The organism is Pseudundibacterium arcticum (assembly GCF_042646465.1).
In the GTDB taxonomy this organism is placed as follows: domain Bacteria; phylum Pseudomonadota; class Gammaproteobacteria; order Burkholderiales; family Burkholderiaceae_D; genus Undibacterium_A; species Undibacterium_A arcticum.
Genome location: NZ_JBHRTP010000054.1, coordinates 63,192 through 82,531, shown reverse-complemented (window position 1 = coordinate 82,531; position 19,340 = coordinate 63,192). Strand labels below are relative to the sequence as shown.

Annotated in this window: 23 protein-coding genes; 14 read left to right on the top strand and 9 right to left on the bottom strand. The window is 59.3% G+C overall.

Annotation, left to right across the window (positions count from 1 at the left end; genetic code table 11):
- The first annotated feature begins 1 nt into the window (after position 1).
- Genes ACFOFO_RS16855 through motD form a run of 3 tightly spaced genes read left to right on the top strand, consistent with a single transcriptional unit; the run spans position 2 to position 2,274 of the window.
- Complete coding sequence (locus ACFOFO_RS16855; RefSeq protein WP_390325470.1) at positions 2 to 712, top strand: RNA polymerase sigma factor FliA; 711 nt, start codon at positions 2 to 4, stop codon at positions 710 to 712.
- Positions 713 to 714: 2 nt separating this feature from the next.
- A complete protein-coding gene (locus ACFOFO_RS16850) occupies positions 715 to 1,455 on the top strand; it encodes a flagellar motor protein (protein ID WP_390332109.1) in 741 nt (246 codons plus the stop codon).
- Between the two features lie 45 nt (positions 1,456 to 1,500).
- On the top strand, positions 1,501 to 2,274 hold the full coding sequence (gene motD, locus ACFOFO_RS16845) for a flagellar motor protein MotD (RefSeq protein ID WP_390325468.1): 774 nt from the start codon (positions 1,501 to 1,503) through the stop codon (positions 2,272 to 2,274).
- A gap of 422 nt (positions 2,275 to 2,696) precedes the next feature.
- Here motD and ACFOFO_RS16840 read toward each other — a convergent pair whose 3' ends face one another.
- The 3 genes from ACFOFO_RS16840 to flgA all read right to left on the bottom strand — a co-directional run bounded on the left by ACFOFO_RS16840 (position 2,697) and on the right by flgA (position 4,456).
- Entirely contained in the window at positions 2,697 to 3,164 is a 468-nt protein-coding gene (locus tag ACFOFO_RS16840; protein ID WP_390332107.1) for a flagella synthesis protein FlgN, read from the bottom strand.
- Positions 3,165 to 3,177: 13 nt separating this feature from the next.
- Positions 3,178 to 3,477: a flagellar biosynthesis anti-sigma factor FlgM gene (gene flgM, locus ACFOFO_RS16835; RefSeq protein ID WP_390332104.1), complete on the bottom strand. Its 300-nt coding sequence runs from the start codon at positions 3,475 to 3,477 to the stop codon at positions 3,178 to 3,180.
- A gap of 274 nt (positions 3,478 to 3,751) precedes the next feature.
- Positions 3,752 to 4,456: a flagellar basal body P-ring formation chaperone FlgA gene (flgA, locus tag ACFOFO_RS16830; protein WP_390325465.1), complete on the bottom strand. Its 705-nt coding sequence runs from the start codon at positions 4,454 to 4,456 to the stop codon at positions 3,752 to 3,754.
- A gap of 226 nt (positions 4,457 to 4,682) precedes the next feature.
- On the opposite strand from flgA, the gene flgB reads away from it, so the two are divergent.
- The 11 genes from flgB to flgL all read left to right on the top strand — a co-directional run bounded on the left by flgB (position 4,683) and on the right by flgL (position 15,271).
- The gene (flgB, locus tag ACFOFO_RS16825; RefSeq protein ID WP_390332101.1) at positions 4,683 to 5,093 is read left to right on the top strand and encodes a flagellar basal body rod protein FlgB; all 411 of its coding nucleotides are present in this window, start codon (positions 4,683 to 4,685) and stop codon (positions 5,091 to 5,093) included.
- A 5-nt stretch (positions 5,094 to 5,098) separates the two neighbouring features.
- Positions 5,099 to 5,503 carry a flagellar basal body rod protein FlgC gene (gene flgC / locus ACFOFO_RS16820; protein ID WP_390325463.1) on the top strand — a complete coding sequence of 135 codons (405 nt, stop codon included), beginning with the start codon at positions 5,099 to 5,101 and terminating at the stop codon, positions 5,501 to 5,503.
- A 13-nt stretch (positions 5,504 to 5,516) separates the two neighbouring features.
- Positions 5,517 to 6,188 carry a flagellar hook assembly protein FlgD gene (locus ACFOFO_RS16815; RefSeq protein WP_390332098.1) on the top strand — a complete coding sequence of 224 codons (672 nt, stop codon included), beginning with the start codon at positions 5,517 to 5,519 and terminating at the stop codon, positions 6,186 to 6,188.
- Between the two features lie 45 nt (positions 6,189 to 6,233).
- Positions 6,234 to 7,457, top strand: a complete 1,224-nt coding sequence (gene flgE, locus ACFOFO_RS16810) for a flagellar hook protein FlgE (protein ID WP_390332096.1) — start codon at positions 6,234 to 6,236, stop codon at positions 7,455 to 7,457.
- A gap of 40 nt (positions 7,458 to 7,497) precedes the next feature.
- Positions 7,498 to 8,238, top strand: a complete 741-nt coding sequence (flgF, locus tag ACFOFO_RS16805) for a flagellar basal-body rod protein FlgF (RefSeq protein WP_390325458.1) — start codon at positions 7,498 to 7,500, stop codon at positions 8,236 to 8,238.
- 212 nt (positions 8,239 to 8,450) lie between these two features.
- The gene (gene flgG, locus ACFOFO_RS16800) at positions 8,451 to 9,233 is read left to right on the top strand and encodes a flagellar basal-body rod protein FlgG (RefSeq protein WP_390332095.1); all 783 of its coding nucleotides are present in this window, start codon (positions 8,451 to 8,453) and stop codon (positions 9,231 to 9,233) included.
- An 8-nt stretch (positions 9,234 to 9,241) separates the two neighbouring features.
- Positions 9,242 to 9,934, top strand: coding sequence for a flagellar basal body L-ring protein FlgH (locus ACFOFO_RS16795; protein WP_390332094.1), 693 nt, complete (start codon positions 9,242 to 9,244; stop codon positions 9,932 to 9,934).
- Between the two features lie 118 nt (positions 9,935 to 10,052).
- Positions 10,053 to 11,195, top strand: coding sequence for a flagellar basal body P-ring protein FlgI (locus ACFOFO_RS16790; RefSeq protein ID WP_390325455.1), 1,143 nt, complete (start codon positions 10,053 to 10,055; stop codon positions 11,193 to 11,195).
- An 8-nt stretch (positions 11,196 to 11,203) separates the two neighbouring features.
- The gene (gene flgJ, locus ACFOFO_RS16785) at positions 11,204 to 12,112 is read left to right on the top strand and encodes a flagellar assembly peptidoglycan hydrolase FlgJ (RefSeq protein ID WP_390332092.1); all 909 of its coding nucleotides are present in this window, start codon (positions 11,204 to 11,206) and stop codon (positions 12,110 to 12,112) included.
- Positions 12,113 to 12,293: 181 nt separating this feature from the next.
- Positions 12,294 to 14,246, top strand: a complete 1,953-nt coding sequence (gene flgK / locus ACFOFO_RS16780) for a flagellar hook-associated protein FlgK (RefSeq protein ID WP_390332090.1) — start codon at positions 12,294 to 12,296, stop codon at positions 14,244 to 14,246.
- A 29-nt stretch (positions 14,247 to 14,275) separates the two neighbouring features.
- Complete coding sequence (gene flgL, locus ACFOFO_RS16775) at positions 14,276 to 15,271, top strand: flagellar hook-associated protein FlgL (RefSeq protein ID WP_390325448.1); 996 nt, start codon at positions 14,276 to 14,278, stop codon at positions 15,269 to 15,271.
- 71 nt (positions 15,272 to 15,342) lie between these two features.
- On the opposite strand, the gene fliR is transcribed toward flgL, so the two are convergent.
- The 6 genes from fliR to fliM all read right to left on the bottom strand — a co-directional run bounded on the left by fliR (position 15,343) and on the right by fliM (position 19,336).
- A complete protein-coding gene (fliR, locus tag ACFOFO_RS16770; RefSeq protein WP_390325447.1) occupies positions 15,343 to 16,143 on the bottom strand; it encodes a flagellar biosynthetic protein FliR in 801 nt (266 codons plus the stop codon).
- Between the two features lie 303 nt (positions 16,144 to 16,446).
- Positions 16,447 to 16,716, bottom strand: coding sequence for a flagellar biosynthesis protein FliQ (fliQ, locus tag ACFOFO_RS16765; protein WP_390325446.1), 270 nt, complete (start codon positions 16,714 to 16,716; stop codon positions 16,447 to 16,449).
- Positions 16,717 to 16,725: 9 nt separating this feature from the next.
- Positions 16,726 to 17,508 carry a flagellar type III secretion system pore protein FliP gene (fliP, locus tag ACFOFO_RS16760; protein ID WP_390325445.1) on the bottom strand — a complete coding sequence of 261 codons (783 nt, stop codon included), beginning with the start codon at positions 17,506 to 17,508 and terminating at the stop codon, positions 16,726 to 16,728.
- On the bottom strand, positions 17,498 to 17,929 hold the full coding sequence (fliO, locus tag ACFOFO_RS16755; protein ID WP_390325443.1) for a flagellar biosynthetic protein FliO: 432 nt from the start codon (positions 17,927 to 17,929) through the stop codon (positions 17,498 to 17,500). The genes fliP and fliO overlap by 11 nt, the downstream gene beginning before the upstream one ends.
- Positions 17,926 to 18,342, bottom strand: a complete 417-nt coding sequence (gene fliN / locus ACFOFO_RS16750; protein ID WP_390325442.1) for a flagellar motor switch protein FliN — start codon at positions 18,340 to 18,342, stop codon at positions 17,926 to 17,928. Before fliN ends, fliO begins: the two co-directional genes overlap by 4 nt.
- Complete coding sequence (gene fliM / locus ACFOFO_RS16745) at positions 18,335 to 19,336, bottom strand: flagellar motor switch protein FliM (protein ID WP_390325440.1); 1,002 nt, start codon at positions 19,334 to 19,336, stop codon at positions 18,335 to 18,337. Before fliM ends, fliN begins: the two co-directional genes overlap by 8 nt.
- Positions 19,337 to 19,340: the final 4 nt, after the last annotated feature.

Genomic DNA, 19,340 nt, shown 5'->3' with positions numbered 1-19,340 from the left:
CATGTACACAGTCAAAGGAAAATCTGACAAGGAGCACCTCCTTGAGCAGCACGCCCCTTTGGTGAAGCGCCTCGCGCATCACATGAAAGCCAAGCTGCCGCCCAATGTCGAGGTCGACGATCTGGTGCAGGCCGGCATGATAGGCCTGCTCGATGCGGTCAACCGCTATGAGGAAGAGCACGGCGCCCAGTTTGAAACCTATGCGGTGCTACGCATTCGCGGCGCGATGCTCGATGAACTGCGCAGCAGCGACTGGTTGCCGCGCAGTGTGCGCCAGAACATGCGCAAGATTGAAGTTGCGATGAGCGCTCTTCAGCAACGCCTTGGCCGCGCACCGAATGAATCGGAAGTCGCCAAGCAGCTCAAGCTGTCACTCGACGATTATCAGGGGATGCTGACCGACGGCGGCGGCCACCAGCTGGTGTATTACGAAGATTTTCACGTCAACGACGCCAACGAGCATTTTCTCGACCGTTACGGCTCCGATGATGCAGGCGACCCGCTGCACGGTTTGCTGGAAGGCGACTTCCGTCAAGGGGTGATCGATGCGATCGAAGGACTGCCTGAACGTGAAAAGCTGTTGATGGGGCTGTATTACGAGCAGGAGCTGAATCTGAAAGAGATCGGTGCCGTGCTGGGCGTGTCGGAGTCGCGCGTATGTCAGTTGCACAGCCAGGCAATCGCCCGGTTGCGTTCAGTACTGAGGGATTAGGAATGGATTGGGCTAGTCTGATAGGTTTGGCGCTCGCGCTCGGCGGCGTCCTTCTGGGACAACTGCTGGAGGGGGGCCATCTTGGGTCCTTGATTCAGCCGACGGCCTTCGTGGTGGTCGTGACCGGCACACTCGGTGCGGTGCTATTGCAGAGCAATATGCAAAGTTTTTTGCGCGGGGTCGACATGGTCCGCTGGATATTTTCGCCGCCGCCCGACAACAGTCTGGAGATCGCCCGCGACATCGGCTTGTGGAGCCAGACCGCACGGCGTGATGGATTCTTGCGCCTCGAATCGCATATGGATGCCGCAAACGACCCCTTCACGGTCAAAGGTTTGCGGATGATAATCGACGGTGTTTCTGCAGAAAAGCTGCGGGAAATCCTCGACGTCGACATCACGATGTTTGAAACCAGGGAACGACAGGCCGTCAAAATCTGGGAATCCGCCGGCGGCTATGCGCCGACCGTCGGTATCCTCGGCGCCGTGCTGGGACTGATTCACGTGATGGAGAATCTGGCCGAACCGGCCAAGCTCGGCGGCGGCATCGCGGTCGCATTTGTCGCGACCATCTACGGTGTCGGTCTGGCCAATCTGGTATTGCTGCCGATCGGAAACAAGTTGAAGGCGATCGTATCGCGGGAAGTAAACAAGCGCGAAATGCTGGCCGACGTGTTCTGTGGCATCGCTACCGGCGACAATTCCCATATCATCGAAGAGCGCGTAGCCGGCTATTTGAGATAGGCGCAGCCAATTGCAGTCGACCCAATCCACGTCTATCGGTTCACCATGGCCCGCAAAAAATACGAAGAAGAGCACGAGAATCACGAGCGCTGGCTGGTCTCCTATGCCGACTTCATCACCTTGCTGTTTGCATTCTTCGTGGTGATGTACGCGATTTCGTCGGTGAACGAAGGCAAATACCGGATCCTCGCCAACTCGCTCGGCAGCGCCTTCGGTCAGAGCGCGCCGATCTTTCTCGAAGAAACACCGCAGCCGGCAGCGCTGCGCACCAAACAAATCACGCCTCAGCAGCAACGCGCATCGGAAGCGGTGCGGCGTGAACGGGCATACATGACCAACGTCGCGCGCGAGTTGTTGACGGTACTCGCGCCGCTGGTCAGCGAAGGCAAGGTCAGAGTCACCCAGAACAGCCGCGGCGTCAGCCTGGAAATCAACGCCAGCGTGCTGTTCGCGCCGGGCGACGCCAAACTCACGACGGAATCGAGCCAGGCGCTGAAGGCCGTCGCCCAGATCCTGAAGACGGCGCCGAATGCGATGCAGGTCGAGGGATATTCCGACAATGTGCCGATCAATACCGCTTTCTTCCCATCCAACTGGGAGCTGTCCGCCGTGCGCGCCAGCAGCGTGGTGCGGCTGTTCATCGAAAATGGCATTGCTGAAAGCCGCCTGACCGCAGTGGGCAACGGGCCCAACCGGCCGGTGCGCGAGAACGACACCGTGGAAGGACGCGCCCGCAACCGGCGCGTGACGATTACGATCCTGTCGGCGCTGCCCGATACGGTGATTGAAGTACCCACTGGCGTGCCGGCGCAGAAATAATGCCGCGCGGGCTAAGAGGTCTTACGCCCCCTTCGACAAGCTCAGGACATGCTTGCAGGAGAGGGCAAGGCAAGGTTGGGGGTAGCACCGTAGGATGGGTGTAACCCATCATCCATGTTCGCAATGATGGGTTACACCCATCCTACCTGCTCAATGCGCCCCCTAAGTCCGGCAGGCTCCTAGTGTAGTGTTTCACTCTTGCCGTAACATAAAAGCGCGTCTTTTCGCGCCATACGTCGTTGCAAATCCTCGCGATAGCTCGCTATCGCTGCGGTTTGCGCCTAGTCTGGCACGAAAATCCATCGCTTTTATTTGTTCCATCAAGAATGAAACACTACACTAGTCGGGGCGTCAACTGGGTAGAGCGGGACTACTGACCGAGCGCTCTATTTGCCGAATAGCGCATCGACACCGATGGAGATTTAGCCAACCACCAGACGCCGGGTTGACGCCTGTGAAGTAGCTTGCCCATTCGGGCCGTAGAAGTTACTGCTGGGTGCCGTGCCTTGCAATACATTGAGCGCCTGCTGGTTGCGCGTCATATGCTTGTTGATCAGCAGGCCGTTGGTGCGGTTGATTTCTTTGGCGGATTTTGCGAGCGAGAGCAGGGTCTTCCAGTGGTCGCTATGGTCCCCCTTGTGGTCCAGCCAGCTCTGCATTCCGGCATCGCTGGCAGCGTATCCGGCAGCAGCGAGTGACTGGTGGCGGGCATTTGTCAACGCTGTCATCCGCGCGACGATCCGGTTTTTTTCGTCGACCAGACTATTCAGCCCGTCGATGTCGGCCTGAATCAGGTGTGCCTGTTCCTGTTCCAGGATCTGGTTCAGGTCGACAATCGCCTGATGCTCTTCGGCGAGACGGTCGATTGGACTGGGCACGGGAGAGCGCATGGGTTTGCCTTTACTAGCTTTTTGCAGGGTGCAGCAGGTCTTTGACGGTCTGCAGCAGGCCGTCGGCGACTTTTTCGGAATTGACCTGGAACTGGCCATCGGAGATGGCGAGTTTGATTTCGTCGACTTTCTTGGCGTCGAACACGGCGCCGCTGCTCGCCTGACCGCCCAGGGATTGCACTTGGGACGACAGTTTGACGCTGCTGGCCTGGGTTGCGCCGGCATTGGTCTTTTCGGTGGCCTTGCTGGGCGCGGATTGCGCTGGTCCGATCGGCAAACCGGCGGCTTTTTTGATGCTGTCAGAGATTTTCATGAATTCATCCTCATCTGGTCAGGGATAAAGCCCCTTGGTCATGCCAGATTAACGGCAATTCTGCCACAAACTTTAGGTGACCTCCGTCTGCGCGAGTACACGGGCCGGCCGAAATCCGATGGTGCTCGCCGTACCTTCGTCCGACGACGCGTTCCGGCTCAGGCTCCAACCGCCTTTGCCGCTGCTGCAGAACCTCGGTCATGCTGAATGCGGTCTGAGGGCTTGGCGCTCGTTGGTCGCTGGTGGCAGGTCGATAAGTCATGCTCGTCAGCGCTTAGTACGCCACCTCAACCACGCCGCCGCTTCGGGCAACACCGCTGATTTGTTGCCCGGACTGGGTTCTGACCTGTACCACCTGGCCTTCGGTCGCGCTGGTCAGTGCCCGTACCTCGGCCGACACCTGAAAACCGGCGCCGGACGACACCAGTCGTACCATTTGTCCCTGTTGTATCGCGAGTTGGCTGCGCAACGCATCGAGGCGCAACGGCGTGCCGGCGGCGAGTGACACCGTCATGCTTTTGCCGATCGCCTGCGTCGCATCGGTAATGATGCCGGTTGGCAAAGCGCTAAGTTCGCCGCGTTGCTTGATCAAGTCATTGTTGCCGATCACCTGGCCCTGGGCCAACGGCGCGGCGGTTGCGTAGTAATCGCCGGTGACCGCCACCTTGGCCTGGACGTAGATGATCCACGGTGTCGGTGCCGTGCAACGCACGCCTACCGTGGTTTTGCCCCAGGCGCGGCTACCGTTTGGCAGAAACGGTTGCGGCTCGGCGCAGGACGCGAGGTTGGTACGGTTATCGATCGGTCCGACGACGACGCTGACTTGCCCCGGCAAGCCGGCCGTTTGGACCGCCAGAAATTGTTCGACACTCTGTCGGATCGCGGCCGGATCCTGCCTTGAAGCGGATGTTTGCGCGATCGCTGCCGGTAACAACAGCATCAGACACAGCGCAAGCGAGGCTTTGAAGAGGATTTTCATGATGACCGATGGATTAATTCCATAGTCATTCTAGGCAAGGCCAGCGCGTTTGAAGCGACGAAAAGGCCTGCGAATCCGGGTCTTATTGGTCGATGACGCTTGCTTTTCCATTTGTAAGATGGCAGTCATCAAAAGTCTTATCGGCTTGCGGCGGGAAAACTTTAGCCGTGACCGAACAAATCTAACATTGCACATCGAGTATTGGGCGGTAACTGCGGAGGCGGCCATGACTGGAAAGCTTGACGATTATCTACGTTTTCACGAGACCTCGCTGTCGCTTCGCGCACAGCGGCAGCAATTGCTCGCCTCCAATATTGCCAATGCCGATACGCCCAACTTCAAGGCGCGCGATATCGATTTTTCCAATGCGATGCAAAACGCGATGTCCGGCAGTGCTCAGGTCAGCGCGACGCTGGTAAAAACTGCCGACAGCCATTTGTCCGGTGACGCCGCAGTGGGTGCCGGTTCTGCGCAGACCTTGTACCGCACCGTGCAGCAAGCCAGCATCGACGGCAACAGCGTCGATATGGATGTCGAACGCAACCAATTTGCCGATAACGCGATCCGCTATGAAGCGGGATTGACCATGATCAGCGCGCAGATCAAGAACATGCTGGCTGCGATCCAGGGAGGATAGTAATCATGTCGCTATTTAATATTTTCAATGTGTCGGGGTCCGCGATGAGCGCGCAAGCCCAGCGCCTCAATACCGTCGCCAGCAATCTGGCCAATGCCGACAGTGCCGCCAGTTCCAGTGGCCAGGTGTATCGGCCCAAACAGGTGGTGTTCAGTGCGGTGCCGGTCAACGGCGTCGATGCGACCGGCGTCAAGGTGCTGCAGGTGGTGGAGGACCAGAGCGCGCCAAAAATGGTGTACGACCCAAAGCATCCGCTGGCCGACGACAAGGGCTATGTGGCGATGCCGAACGTCAATCCGGTCGAGGAAATGGTCAATATGTTGTCCGCGACCCGGGCCTATCAGTCCAATGTCGACACCATGAACGCGGCCAAGACGCTGCTGTTGAAAACACTCACGATCGGCCAATAAGAGAGGCAATGCCATGACCACCATCCAAAACAATACAGTCTCCCCCAGCTTGCTAAATACGATGAACCCGACGACGGCGGCGTCGACCGATAGCACTGCGGCCACGCAGGACCGCTTCATGAAGCTGCTGGTCACGCAGATGAAGAATCAGGACCCGCTCAATCCGCTCGATAACGCGCAGGTGACCAGCCAGTTGGCGCAATTGTCGACCGTGACCGGCATCGACAAGGTCAACACCACGTTGCAGTCGCTGATGAGCAGCATGCAGTCCGGCCAGTCGTTGCAGGCGGCCGGCATGATCGGCCATAGCGTGCTGGCGCCGGGATCGGGGCTGGAGCTCGCTTCCGGCAAGAGCGTGTTCGGCGTCGATCTGGCCTCAGCTGTCGACAAGGTCGCGGTGACGATCAAGGATGCAGCCGGCAATACGGTGCGCAAGATGGATCTCGGCAGCCAACCGGCCGGCATGCAACCGCTGGTGTGGGACGGCACTACCGACACCGGTGCGGCCGCGGCCGATGGCCAATATACCTTTGCAGTGTCGGCCGTCGCCGGTAGTGCCCCGGTCGCAGCGACCGCGCTGGCGCTGGGGCAGGTCCTGAGCGTGTCGACCGGCGCGCAAGGCGTCAGCCTCAATGTGCGAAACATCGGTAGTGTCGTGATGGCCGACATTCGTCAAATTCTGTAATTGGCTGCATAACAAGCGACTACAACCGAATACTGGGAGAACAAAATGGGTTTTCAACAAGGTCTAAGCGGTCTGAATGCGGCATCGAAGAGCCTGGAAGTGATCGGCAATAATGTGGCCAATGCCAGCACGGTCGGCTTCAAGCAGGCGCAAACGCAATTTGCCGACGTGTATGCCAACTCGATGAATGGCGCCGGCGCATCGGCGGTCGGGATCGGCGTCACCGTGTCCAATGTGAAGCAACAATTCACGCAAGGCAGCATCAGTGCCACCAATAGTCCGCTCGACATCGCCATCAATGGCCAGGGATTTTTCCGCATGAGCCAAAATGGCGCTGCAACCTATAGTCGCAACGGCCAGTTCCAGCTCGACAAATCCGGCTTTATCGTCAATGCGGTCGGTGCTCACCTGACGGGTTTTGCGGCCAATGCCAGCGGCGTGCTCAATTCCGCCACGCCGGTCGACCTGCAGATCAACACTGCCGATATCCCGCCCAAAGTTACCAGCAAAGTGGGGGCTTTGGTCAATCTGGACTCGCGTTCACCTGCATTGACGGAGGCCGGCTTCGATGCCACGGTCCCGACCACCTACAACAACGCCACCTCGGTGTCGGTATTCGATAGCCTGGGCAATGTCCACGCGCTGCAGACCTTTTATGTAAAAACCGCTCCTGGCGCATGGAGCGTGTTCGCGTCGACCGACGGCGCGCCGGTCGGCGCGGCACCGGTTGGACGTATCAATTTCAAGACCGATGGTTCGATCGATGCCGCCACCACCACGTTGCCATTTGCGGTACCGGTTGCCGTCACTACCGGCGCGGCGACTCCGTTCAACGTGAATCTGGACTATACCGGCACCACCCAGTTTGGCTCTACTTTCAGCGTCAATGCGCAAACTCAGGATGGCTATGTATCCGGTCGCCTGGCGGGTTTCAACATCGGCGCCGACGGCAGCATCGTAGGCAGCTATACCAACGGCCAGTCGTCGGTGCTGGGACAAGTAGTGTTGGCCAATTTCGCGAACCCGAACGGGTTGCAGCCGTTAGGCAATAACCTGTGGTCGGAAAGCGCCACCTCCGGTGCGCCGCTGGTCGGCTCGCCAAATACCGGTGGCTTGGGCTTGTTGCAATCGTCTGCGGTGGAAGAATCGAATGTCGACCTGACCGCGGAACTGGTCAACATGATTACGGCGCAACGGGTTTATCAAGCCAATGCGCAGACCATCAAGACCCAGGACCAGGTATTGCAAACGCTGGTCAACCTCCGGTAATTCAGGTTTGATTTTGAACCGCTGATCACGGGAAAACACGATGGACCGTCTCATCTATACCGCCATGACTGGCGCGAAACATATCCTGGAACAACAGGCCACGGTTTCGCACAATCTGGCCAATGCAACCACGGCCGGTTTTCGTGCGCAGCTCGACAGTTTCCGCGCGGTGCCGGTGATCGGAGAAGGCCTGCCAACGCGTGCGTTCGTGGTCGATTCGACGGTCGGCAGCGACTTTACGCCGGGGCCATTGCAACAGACCGGACGCGATCTGGACGTGGCGGTACAGGGTGCGGGCTGGATCGCGGTGCAGGCGGCCGATGGTTCGGAAGCCTACACCCGCCATGGCAGTCTGAAATTGAGCGAAAACGGTATATTGCAGACCCAGGCCGGCCTCAGCGTGCAGGGCGACGGCGGCCCGATCAGCGTGCCGCCCGATGTCACGCTGGCGATCGGCCGCGACGGCACCGTGTCGGCCATCCCGACCGGCGGCAAGTCGAACGCGGTCAATGTGCTGGGCCGCATCAAACTGGTCAACCCGGAAGAGGCTAGCCTGGAACGCGGCGACGATGGCCTGTTCCGCGTCAAGGGTGGCGGCGAAGCAGATGCCGATGCCGCCGTCAGCGTGGTTGGCGGCGCGCTGGAAGGCAGCAACGTCAATGTGGTTGATGCGATGGTCAGCATGATCAACCTCGGCCGCCAGTTCGAAATGCAAATGAATTTGCTGAAGAACGCCGAGAGTAACGCCAGTAAAGCCAGCCAGATCCTCAGTATGAGCTAGGGTTGGTCGGGTCAGAATACGCAATGTAAGTTGGGACATACGCAAAATGCACAATTTCGTAGGATGGGTGAAACCCATCATTGAGCGCCAAGGGAGAAAGATGGGTTTCACCCATCCTACTTTCTAAGCTTGGCCGCTTCAAAATATGAATATAAGTAATTGAAGATGGACATCGAACATCCATCGCTCGAATGCAGTGACGGGAGACAAAAATGATTCGTTCCTTGTGGATTTCAAAAACCGGTCTGGATGCGCAGCAGACGCAGATGGACGTGATTTCCAATAACCTGGCCAACGTCAGCACCAGCGGCTTCAAGCGCTCGCGCGCGGTGTTCGAGGACTTGCTGTACCAAACCTTGCGTCAGCCCGGTGCCCAGACCTCGCAGCAGACGCAACTGCCGTCTGGATTGCAACTCGGTACCGGCGTGCGTCCGGTCGCGACCGAGCGGATTTTTTCCCAAGGTAATCTGCAGCAGACCAGCAATGACAAGGATGTCGCGATCCAGGGCACGGGTTTCTTTCAGGTGTTGATGCCGGACGGCACCACCGCTTACACGCGCGACGGCTCATTCCAGATCGATGGCCAGGGCCAGATGGTCACGTCCAGCGGTTTTGCGATTCAGCCCGCGATCACGATCCCGGCCAACGCACAAAGCGTGACGGTCGGACGCGATGGCACGATTTCGGTGGTACAGGCAGGCTCCGCAACTCCGGTGCAAGTCGGAACGCTGCATCTGGCGACCTTCGTCAATCCGGCCGGGCTGCAAAGCATGGGCGAGAATTTGTACGTGGAAACCGCCGCTTCCGGCAGCGCCAACACCAATACGCCCGGCACCAACGGCGCCGGCACGCTGGCACAAGGCTACGTCGAAACCTCGAACGTCAACGTGGTCGAAGAATTGGTCAACATGATCCAGACCCAGCGCGCCTACGAGATCAACAGCAAGGCGATCACGACCTCGGATCAGATGTTGCAGAAACTGACACAGTTGTAAGCGCGGACATGAAGCTTTCACCATTCAGGATTATTGCGTGCATTGCTTGGATTGCGGCGGCTGGCATGGCGGCGTTGTTGACCGGCTGCACCAATGTGCCCAGCACGATTGTCCAGCACCCAACCTCGATCCGGCCGCAACCGGTGGCGGCTACTGCAGCGGCCAATGGCGCGATCTTTCAGGCGACGGCCTACCGGCCGCTATTTGAAGACCGCCGTGCGCGCCTGGTCGGCGACATCCTGACCATCGCGATCAACGAAAAAACCAGCGCGACCAAGAGCGGCGGCAATTCGGCCAGCAAGACCAGTGGCGCCACGGTGGCGATCCCGACCGTGATGGGACTGCCGTTCAAGACGCTGCAGGGTACCGCGCTGACCGCCTCGTCCTCGTTCAAGTACGACGAAAAGGGTGACGGCAGCGCCAGCAACAATTTCAACGGCATGATCGGGGTCACCGTGGTCGAGGTGCTGTCGAACGGTAACCTGGTGGTGAGCGGCGAAAAGCAGGTCGCGCTCGACAAGGGCGCCGAATTCATCCGCTTTTCCGGCGTAGTCAGTCCCGACACGATCGCGCAAGGCAATGTGGTGTCGTCGACCCAGGTCGCCGATGCGCGAGTCGAATACCGCACCAATAGCCGGATCGATCAGGCCGAGGCCTTTAACTGGCTGGCGCGGTTTTTTTATAGCGTGATGCCGCTGTAAGGCACGTTTTAGTGGGAGTATAGCCATAAATGTGCCATTACCCGCTAATAACACGGCGGTCTTAAAAAATACACCGTCCAGTATGATTTTTATCAAACCACAGTTCAAAGGTCCGGAAATGACAAACGGCAGCGCAGGCAAATCAGTACTCGGCAAGACCGCTGCGGTCCTGTTGTGTGCTGCCGGACTGCTCGGCGCATTCGCACCCGCGGCCGGCCATGCCGAGCGGCTGAAGGACCTGGCCAGCATCCAGGGCGTGCGCGAGAACCAGTTGCTCGGCTATGGTCTGGTGGTTGGTCTGGACGGCAGTGGCGATCAAACCACGCAGACGCCGTTCACGGTGCAAAGCGTGGTCAGCATGCTGCAGAATTCGGGCGTCAATCTGCCGCCCGGCACTAGTCTGCAGCTGAAAAACGTTGCCGCGGTGATGGTCACCTCGTCGCTGCCGGCATTTGCGCAACCGGGGCAGACGCTCGATATCACCGTGTCGTCGATGGGCAATGCGAAGAGCCTGCGCGGCGGCACCTTGCTGATGACGCCGCTAAAAGGCGCAGATAATCAGATCTACGCGATGGCGCAGGGCAATGTGCTGGTCGGCGGCGTCGGCGCGGCCGCCAGCGGCAGCAAGGTACAGGTCAATCACTTGAGCGTCGGCCGCATTTCCGCCGGCGCCACGGTCGAGCGCGCGGTGGCGTCGCAACTCGGTCAGGGCAATACCATCAATCTGGAACTGCACGACACCGATTTTTCGACCGCCAGCCGGGTGGTGGATGCGGTCAACCAGCGCTTCGGCGCCGATACCGCCGCCGCGCTCGACGGCCGCGTGATCCGGGTGCGTTCGCCGGAAGGCAGCGACCGCCGGGTCGCGTTTCTGGGTGCGCTGGAAAGCCTGAACGTCAATCCGGCCCAGCTGGCCGCGAAAGTGATCATGAACGCCCGCACCGGTTCGGTGGTGATGAACCAGAGCGTGACGCTCGATGCCTGCGCGGTGGCACATGGCAATCTGTCGGTGGTCATCAATACCCAGCCGGTGATCAGCCAGCCGGGGCCGCTGTCGAATGGCCAGACCGTGGTGGCGCAGCGCTCGCAAATCGAAATCAACAAGGAACCCGGCCAGGTGCTGCTGCTCAAGAGCGGCGTCTCGCTGGCCGACGTAGTCAAGGCGCTCAATTCGATCGGCGCCACACCGCAAGACCTGCTGGCGATCCTGCAGGCGATGAAGGCCGCGGGCGCGCTGCGCGCCGAGCTGGAAATCATTTAAGTCACATCATGAACAGCCCGACCGACATCTCCGGAAAACTTGCGATCGACGCGACTGGTCTGAATGACCTGCGCCAGGCGGCCAAGCAGAATTCGCCGGAAGCATTGAAGGCCGCCGCCAAGCAGTTCGAGGCGCTGTTCATGAACATGATGCTGAAAAGTATGCGCGAGGCCAGCCCGCAGGATGGTCCGTTCGACAATGAGCAAAGCAAGATGTACACGACCATGATGGACCAGCAATTGAGCCAGAATCTGGCCAAGCGCGGCGTCGGGCTGGCCGATGTACTGATCCGCCAGTTATCGAATGTGGTGGGCACCGCACCGGCGGCCTCGCCAGGCAAGGACGGCGCACCAACGGTCTTGAATCAGCAAGGCATGGCGGCCTATGCGCTCGGTGCCGACGCATTGCACACGCCATCCGACGCAAAAATTGATGCCAGCGGCGATCGCAGCAAGATGGGGCATGTGCGTGCATTCACCGCGCGGATGGAAGCGCACGCCGAAGAGGCCAGCCGCAGCACCGGCATCCCGGCCAAATTCATGCTCGGCCAGGCCGCGCTGGAGAGTGGTTGGGGCAAGCGTGAAATCAAAGACAGCGACGGCAACGCCAGCCACAACTTGTTCGGCATCAAGGCCAACAGCAGCTGGAAGGGCCGGGTGGTGACTGCCGTTACGACCGAATACTTGGACGGCGTGCCGCAAAAACGGCTGGAGAAATTCCGCGCCTACGACAATTATGCCGATGCGTTTCGCGATTACGGCAAGATGCTGAGCAATAATCCGCGTTATCAGAACGTGATCGCCAACGCGCAGGATGTGACTGGGTTTGCGCAGGGATTGCAAAAGGCCGGCTATGCAACCGATCCGCAATATGCGGCCAAGCTGACCCGCATCATTAAGCAAACCTTGTCTGTCTAACGATTGATTATTGTGCAAAATCACGCTGTGAAAGGCGCTCGGTTGACAAGCCAGCATCAATCGTAGGCCCGACCATAGCTATGGCCGCAGCGCCAGTCGGACCCGCGCAGCGGCCCGCCGGTTAAAGTTTTTTCGCCGGCTGCCGTTGATAACGTATATCACGCTATAGAAAAAAGAGAACATGTCCACCAACATCCTCGGCATCGGTCAATCTGCCCTTATTGCAGCGCAAGTGGGACTGAGCACGACCGGACACAACATCGCGAATGCTTCCACGCCTGGCTACAACCGGCAGCTGGTGATTCAGGGAAGCGCGGGCGCGCAGAATTTCGGCTACGGTTTTGTTGGTCAGGGTACCCAGATAACGGAAATCAAGCGCGTCTACAATGATTTCGTCAGCGGCCAGGTGCTTGCCGCGCAAACATCAAAAAGCGCGTTGGAAACCTACTCCAGTCAGATCAACCAGGTCGACAATTTGCTTGCTGATGCGTCCGCCGGCATTTCACCCGCATTGCAGGATTTCTTTTCCGGCCTGCAGGATTTGAGTGCCAATCCAAATGCCGCGGCATCACGCCAGGCTACATTGTCGTCGGCACAATCGCTGGTGGCGCGTTTTCAAAGCCTGAACGACCAGCTCAGCGAAAGCCGCGCCGGCGTCAATAGCCAGATCAGTTCCAGCGTCACCGCGATCAACGCCTATGCGCAGCAGATCGCCAAATTGAATGCGACGATCTCGCAGGCGCAGGGCAGCGGTAATCCGCCCAACGACTTGCTCGATCAACGCGACCAGGTCATTGCCGAACTGAACAAGGAAGTGAAGGTCACCGTCAACAAGGAAGACGGCGGCAACTACAATGTATTCATCGGCAACGGCCAGCCGCTGGTAATGGGCGTGCAGGTCAACCAATTGGCGACCGCGCCGTCGGTCACCGACCCCGAGCGCTTGCAGGTTGCGTATCAGATCAATGGCAACAAGGTCGTCCTTCCAGAGGGCAGTCTATCCGGTGGCCGGCTGTCAGGTCTGTTCGATTATCGGTCACAGACGCTGGATCCGAGCCAAAATGCGCTGGGCCGGGTTGCCATCGTCTTGGCAACCAGTTTCAATGCGCAGCATCAGCTGGGCCAGGATCAGAACGGCGCGCCAGGCGGCGATTTTTTCACCGTCGCGACACCTCTCATCACCCCCAGCAGCAAGAACCCGTCGAGTGCCAAACTGGCGGCCAGCATCACCAATGCCGGCGCCCTGAGTACCAGTGATTACACGTTGCAGTACGACGGCAGCAATTACAAGATCACGCAACTGCCCGACGGTGCACCGGTATCGTATGCCACTCTGCCGCAGACCGTCGATGGCGTGACTTTCGATCTCGCCACAGGTAGTCCCGCGATGGCCGCCGGCGACAGCTTTCTGGTCCGCCCGACCATCAATGGCGCTGCGCAGATCGATCTCGCGATCAAGAACCCATCGCTCATTGCGGCGGCAGCACCGATCCGCACCGCGGCGGGGCCAAGAGCGGACGGCAGCGGTAACACGGGTAGCGCTACGATCAGCAGCGGAACGGTGACCAACAAGAATTTCAGCAGTTCGGCACCATACACGTCCCCGGTCACGCTGTCGTATAGCGCGGCCACCAACAAGTTTTCCGGATATCCGGCGGGCACCACCGTGACGCTCCCGGGCAGCACGACCGCAATCCCCTACGACGGCACCTATACGGCCGGAGCGACCATCAGCGTCGGCAGTGCCAGTTTTGTGGTCAGCGGTGTGCCGGCCGACGGCGACACGTTCAATATCGGCCCGAATACAAATGGCGTCGGCGACAATCGCAACGCGTTGTTGCTCGGCGCGCTGCAAACCGCCAACACGGTTGCCAATGGCACCACTTCGTTTCAGGGCGCGTATTCGCAACTGGTCAGCGCAGTCGGCAACAAGACGCGCGAGATCAATGTCAGCAGCGATGCCGAGACCGCGCGCCTGGATACCGTAACGCAGGCGCAGCAATCGGAATCCGGCGTCAACGTCGATGAAGAGACGGCCAACCTGATCCGGTACCAGCAGGCATATCAGGCGGCGGCGAAAGTGATGCAAACGGCTAGCACGATGTTCGATGTGTTGCTTAGCTTGGGCCATTGAGGCTTAGTTAGGCTTAGTGAGGATTAATTATGCGTATTAGCACCAGCATGCTTTATCAGCGCGGAACAGCGCGCCTGACCGATCTGCAAGCCGGGGTCGACAAGACCATGCAACAAATCTCCAGCCAGCGCCGGATTCTGACACCGGCTGACGATCCGGTGGGGGCGGCCCGTGTCTTGGACGTGACGCAATCGCAATCGGTCAATACGCAATACGGCACCAACCGTCAGAATGCCAAGAGTTCGCTGAATCAGGTCGAGAGCGTGTTGACCAGCGTCACAACTTTGCTGCAAGACGTCAAGGAGAGCACTGTTAGCGCCGGTAACGGCAGCTATTCAAATACCGAGCGGGCCAATATCGCCACTGAATTGCGCGGCCGCCTGGATGAATTAATGGGCTATGCCAACGCGGCCGATGGCTCGGGCAATTATCTGTTTAGCGGTTTCCAGGTCGCGACGCAGCCGTTTGTCGCCAATCCGGCCACCGGTGCCGTGAGCTACAACGGCGATCAGGGACAGCAAATGCTGCAGGTCGATTCAACGCGCAAAATGGCCACCAGCGATTCCGGCCAGGCCATTTTTCAGGCCAATGGGCAAGACCTGTTCAAAACCATGAACGACATGATTACCCTGCTGTCGACGCCGGTAACCGTTACCGCCAACACCGCGCAGGCAGCGGCGGTCGCTGCCGCAGCGGCGGCCGGTACGCCACCGCCGCCTCCGGTTGTCGGCAGCAGTGCGGCGCTTGCCGCTGGGCTGGCACTTGCCAATGGCAATGTCGATCAGTCGCTCGATACCGTGCTGACGGTGCGCTCTTCCGTTGGCAGCCGCCTGAAGGAACTCGATTCGCTGGACGACCTAGGCAGCGCCAAGGGTCTGCAGTACAGCCAGACGCTGTCGACGCTGCAGGACGTGGACTACAATCAGGCCATCTCCACGCTCAATCAGCAATCGTTCGTGCTGCAGGCAGCGCAGAAGGCGTTTGCCAGCGTATCGAATCTGTCGCTGCTCAACTTCCTGAAGTAATACAAACGCAGACTAAGCGGGCCACAAGATGCTGCGCCAGATGCCAACTGCGTCGGGGTAGGCCCGCAGGTTTACTGCCGGAGCGGGGGCGCGACCGACGCGCCCGGCATGCTGCGGACCAGCTCGATTCCTTCCTGCAGCAGCCGTTCGATTGGTGTCGTCATATAGGGCAGGGCGAGTCCAATCAGCACGAATCCCACCGTCAAGGTAATCGGAAACCCGATACCAAACAGGTTGAGTTGCGGCGCGGCCCGGGTCAAGATGCCGAGTGCCAGATTGGTGATGAGCAGGGCGGCGATGATCGGAAGCGCGATCTGCAATCCTGCACTGAAAATCCCGCTGCCCCGCATCACCAGCTGATTCAGTCCGCCAGAGCCGAACGGCGCGGCGGAAATCGGCAAGGTCGTGAAGCTTTCCACCAGCGCCGACAGCAGCATCAAATGGCCGTTCACCGACAGAAAAATCAGGGTCATCAACAGCGCCAGAAACTGGCTGATGGCGGACGATCTGCCCTGGGACTGCGGATCGAAAAAAGTGGCGAAACCGAGACCCATGGTCAAGCCGGTCAGCTCGCCCGCCATTTCCACTGCGGCAAATACCATCCGCATCGCAAATCCCATCGCCAGCCCGATCACCAACTGCTGCGCCAGGATTAACAGGCCGGTCAGCGACATCGGATCCTGTGCCGACAAGGCCGGTACCATCGGTGCCACAATCAGTGCAATCAAGATACTCAGTCCGACTTTGACCTGTAGCGGGACAGCGCTATTGCCAAATAGTGGCGCGACCGCGATCAACCCCAGGATGCGCGTCAGCGGCCAGATCAGGGTTGCGATCCAGATATTGAGTTGGGCGCTGGTGACAGTGATCATGGCGACGCTTGTCGTCTCAATGCGAAAGCGATGGGCAGGGATGGTTCAGGACAATCACACGAAGATCGTTGCTGAACAAGGCTTCTAGCCCCTTCCCCCTTGCAGGGGGAAGGTTGGGATGGGGGTAGGACGGCCGATCGGCAACGTGCATCATTCATCGACCGCACTACCCCCACGTCCAGTCGTATCCGCTTGCAAGCGGATACCGCTACGCAGGCAGGAGGCTCGCCTCCTGAATTCCCTGCTTCGCCCCTAACCCGCTCAAGGGGGAGGGAACTCAATGCGGCAGCTCCAACGTTCATGCTATCCCACCATGCCGGGAATGCTGCCGAACACTTCGCGCATGTAATCGAGCATGACCGACAACATCCATGGCCCGGCGATCACCAGGGCAACGAAAATGCCGACCAGCTTCGGGATGAACGACAGCGTTGCCTCGTTGATTTGCGTCGCGGCCTGGAAGATGCTGACCAGAAGACCAATCGCCAACGCGGTCAGCAGCATGGGCGCCGCGATCAGCAAGGTGATTTCCATGGCATGACGGCCCAATGTCATTACGCTCTCCGGGTTCATCGCGATTCCTTAATAAAAGCTTTGCGCCAGCGAGCCGATCAGCAGCTGCCAGCCATCGACCAGCACGAACAGCATCAGCTTAAACGGCAGCGAGACGATCGCCGGGGACACCATCATCATACCCATCGACATCAGCACGCTCGCCACCACCATGTCGATGATGAGGAACGGGATGAAGATCGCGAAGCTGATCTGGAAAGCGGTCTTCAACTCGCTGGTGACGAAGGCTGGCACCAGCACCCGCAATGGCACGTCTTCCGGCCCCTGCAGCGCGGGCGAGTTGGACAGCTTCACATACAGCGCCAGGTCGGACTGCCTGGTCTGCTTCATCATGAAGGTCTTGAGCGGTGCCACGCCCTTGTCGAGCGCGGCGGTCATCGTGATCTTGTTTTCGGAGAGTGGCTGCCAGGCATCGACGTAAATCTTGTCGAATACCGGGCCCATCACGAACAGCGTCAGAAACAGCGCGAGTCCGGTCATTACCTGATTGGGCGGCGCCGACTGGGTGCCGATCGCCTGCCGCAACAGTGACAACACGATAATGATCCGTGTGAAACTGGTCATCATCATCAATGCCGCCGGCAGGAAGGACAGCGAAGTCAGCAACAGCAATGTTTGCAGACTCAAGGAGTACGACTGACCACCACCGGCGGTCGGCGTGCTGGTCAGCGCCGGCAACCCGGCCTGCTGTGCGGCCGCCATCAGCGGCAATGCCAGCAGTGTCAGCGGCAGCAGGCGCACCAATAGCTTGCAGACAGGATGGGATTGCGGGGAAGAAAAATTAGCCGGCATTGCGTTTGTCTATCGTTTGTTTCAGCCATGCCGCGAAGTTCTTGGCGGGTGGCGCGTCGGCTTCCAGTGTGACGGCGCTCTCCTGACGTGGCAATGTGGCCAGTGCATTGACCCGTCCAGGCGCGACACCGACCACGATCCATTGATCTGCCACTTCCACCACGATGACCCGTTCGCGGCTGCCGACGCTGACGCCGCCGACGATCCTGGCGGTCGAGCTGCCGGCGTTCTTGGCCAGGCCAAAGCGCTTCAACAGCCAGGCGGCGCCTGCCATCAGTGCCAGCACTGCGACCAAGCCGAGCAGCACCTGGAACAGGCTGCCAGCCGATGCCGATGCCGCTGGTGATGGCGCAGCGGCGGCCTGCGCCCCGCTAGCGGCGGCCGTCAGCAGTGCCACAAAGGTGGCGCGGACACCGTTCATTTATTCAATTTGCGGATGCGATCGGCCGGCGTGACGATGTCGGTCAGGCGGATACCGAATTTGTCATTGACCACCACCACTTCGCCTTGTGCAATCAGACAACCGTTGACCAGCACATCCATCGGTTCACCGGCCAGGCCGTCGAGCTCGACTACCGAGCCTTGTGCCAGCTGCAGCAAATTCTTGATCGCAATCTTGGTGCGACCCAGTTCCACCGTCAACTGCACCGGAATATCGAGAATGAAATCGATGTCGTTATGGGTTTCGCCCAGGCCCTTGCTGGCGAATTCCTTGAATATCGATGTTTGTGCCGGCTGCACTTTCATCGAGGCCGCATCGGCTTCCGCCTTGGCCTGTTCGGCAATTGCGGCGCCCCAATCGTCCTCGGCGATGCTTTGTGCGTTGTCATCCATGCTTGTCTCCTTGCGTTGCGTCACCATTTCCGTAGGTCAGCAGCTTCTCGACACGCAACGCGTACTGGCCGTTGAAGACGCCGTACGTGCATTCCATCACCGGCACGTCGTCCACTGTCGCAGAAACCCTGTCGGGCACCGTGAATGGGATCACGTCGCCTTCCTTCATGTTCAAAATATCGCCGAGCGTGACCTTCACTTGACCGAGATTGGTGACAATTTCGACTTCGGCCACCTGGATCTGCTGGGTCATCAGCCGGATCCAGCGCTTGTCCACTTCCAATGCTTCGCCCTGCAGGCTGCTGGTCAGCGTGTCGCGGATCGGTTCGATCATCGAATACGGCGTACAGAAGTGCATTTCGCCGCTGACCGAGCCGAGCTCGACGGTGAAAGTGGTGGTCACCACCACTTCGTTAGGTGTCGCAATGTTGGCAAACTGCGTGTTCAGCTCCGAGCGGATGAACTCGAACTCGACCGGATAGACCGGCTCCCAAGACTTGGCGTAGGTCTCGAACACGATGTTCAGCACGCGCTGAATGATGCGTTGTTCGGTCTGGGTAAAATCGCGCCCTTCGACGCGGGTATGAAAACGACCGTCGCCACCGAACAGGTTGTCGACCAGCAGAAATACCAGACCCGGATCGAATACGATCAGCGCGGTACCACGCAGCGGCTTCATGTGGACCAGGTTCAAATTGGTCGGCACCGCCAGGTTGCGGATGAATTCGCTATATTTGGAAACGCGCACCGGGCCGACCGACACTTCGGCGCTGCGGCGCAGAAAATTGAACAGACCGATCCGCAACAGACGGGCAAAGCGTTCATTGATGATCTCCAGCGTCGGCATCCGGCCGCGGACGATGCGCTCCTGGGTCGCCAGATTGTAGGGACGAACCGCGGAAGAGTCCTGCGGCGTCGGCGCCTCGTCCTGATCGCCGTTGACGCCCCTCAGAAGGGCATCGACTTCTTCCTGTGAAAGGAAATTATCGGCCATGATC

Excerpts from the sequence above, each read along its gene's own strand:
- flgL (WP_390325448.1), top strand. The coding sequence starts at position 14,276 with ATGCGTATTAGCACCAGCATGCTTTATCAGCGCGGAACAGCGCGCCTG.
- flgB (WP_390332101.1), top strand. The coding sequence starts at position 4,683 with ATGACTGGAAAGCTTGACGATTATCTACGTTTTCACGAGACCTCGCTG.
- ACFOFO_RS16855 (WP_390325470.1), top strand. The coding sequence starts at position 2 with ATGTACACAGTCAAAGGAAAATCTGACAAGGAGCACCTCCTTGAGCAG.
- fliQ (WP_390325446.1), bottom strand. The coding sequence starts at position 16,716 with ATGAACCCGGAGAGCGTAATGACATTGGGCCGTCATGCCATGGAAATC.
- flgF (WP_390325458.1), top strand. The coding sequence starts at position 7,498 with ATGGACCGTCTCATCTATACCGCCATGACTGGCGCGAAACATATCCTG.
- fliO (WP_390325443.1), bottom strand. The coding sequence starts at position 17,929 with ATGAACGGTGTCCGCGCCACCTTTGTGGCACTGCTGACGGCCGCCGCT.
- motD (WP_390325468.1), top strand. The coding sequence starts at position 1,501 with ATGGCCCGCAAAAAATACGAAGAAGAGCACGAGAATCACGAGCGCTGG.
- flgC (WP_390325463.1), top strand. The coding sequence starts at position 5,099 with ATGTCGCTATTTAATATTTTCAATGTGTCGGGGTCCGCGATGAGCGCG.
- fliM (WP_390325440.1), bottom strand. The coding sequence starts at position 19,336 with ATGGCCGATAATTTCCTTTCACAGGAAGAAGTCGATGCCCTTCTGAGG.
- flgM (WP_390332104.1), bottom strand. The coding sequence starts at position 3,477 with ATGAAAATCTCTGACAGCATCAAAAAAGCCGCCGGTTTGCCGATCGGA.
- flgJ (WP_390332092.1), top strand. The coding sequence starts at position 11,204 with ATGAACAGCCCGACCGACATCTCCGGAAAACTTGCGATCGACGCGACT.
- fliP (WP_390325445.1), bottom strand. The coding sequence starts at position 17,508 with ATGCCGGCTAATTTTTCTTCCCCGCAATCCCATCCTGTCTGCAAGCTA.
- ACFOFO_RS16790 (WP_390325455.1), top strand. The coding sequence starts at position 10,053 with ATGACAAACGGCAGCGCAGGCAAATCAGTACTCGGCAAGACCGCTGCG.
- ACFOFO_RS16815 (WP_390332098.1), top strand. The coding sequence starts at position 5,517 with ATGACCACCATCCAAAACAATACAGTCTCCCCCAGCTTGCTAAATACG.
- ACFOFO_RS16840 (WP_390332107.1), bottom strand. The coding sequence starts at position 3,164 with ATGCGCTCTCCCGTGCCCAGTCCAATCGACCGTCTCGCCGAAGAGCAT.
- flgG (WP_390332095.1), top strand. The coding sequence starts at position 8,451 with ATGATTCGTTCCTTGTGGATTTCAAAAACCGGTCTGGATGCGCAGCAG.
- ACFOFO_RS16850 (WP_390332109.1), top strand. The coding sequence starts at position 715 with ATGGATTGGGCTAGTCTGATAGGTTTGGCGCTCGCGCTCGGCGGCGTC.
- flgA (WP_390325465.1), bottom strand. The coding sequence starts at position 4,456 with ATGAAAATCCTCTTCAAAGCCTCGCTTGCGCTGTGTCTGATGCTGTTG.
- fliN (WP_390325442.1), bottom strand. The coding sequence starts at position 18,342 with ATGGATGACAACGCACAAAGCATCGCCGAGGACGATTGGGGCGCCGCA.
- flgK (WP_390332090.1), top strand. The coding sequence starts at position 12,294 with ATGTCCACCAACATCCTCGGCATCGGTCAATCTGCCCTTATTGCAGCG.
- flgE (WP_390332096.1), top strand. The coding sequence starts at position 6,234 with ATGGGTTTTCAACAAGGTCTAAGCGGTCTGAATGCGGCATCGAAGAGC.
- fliR (WP_390325447.1), bottom strand. The coding sequence starts at position 16,143 with ATGATCACTGTCACCAGCGCCCAACTCAATATCTGGATCGCAACCCTG.
- ACFOFO_RS16795 (WP_390332094.1), top strand. The coding sequence starts at position 9,242 with ATGAAGCTTTCACCATTCAGGATTATTGCGTGCATTGCTTGGATTGCG.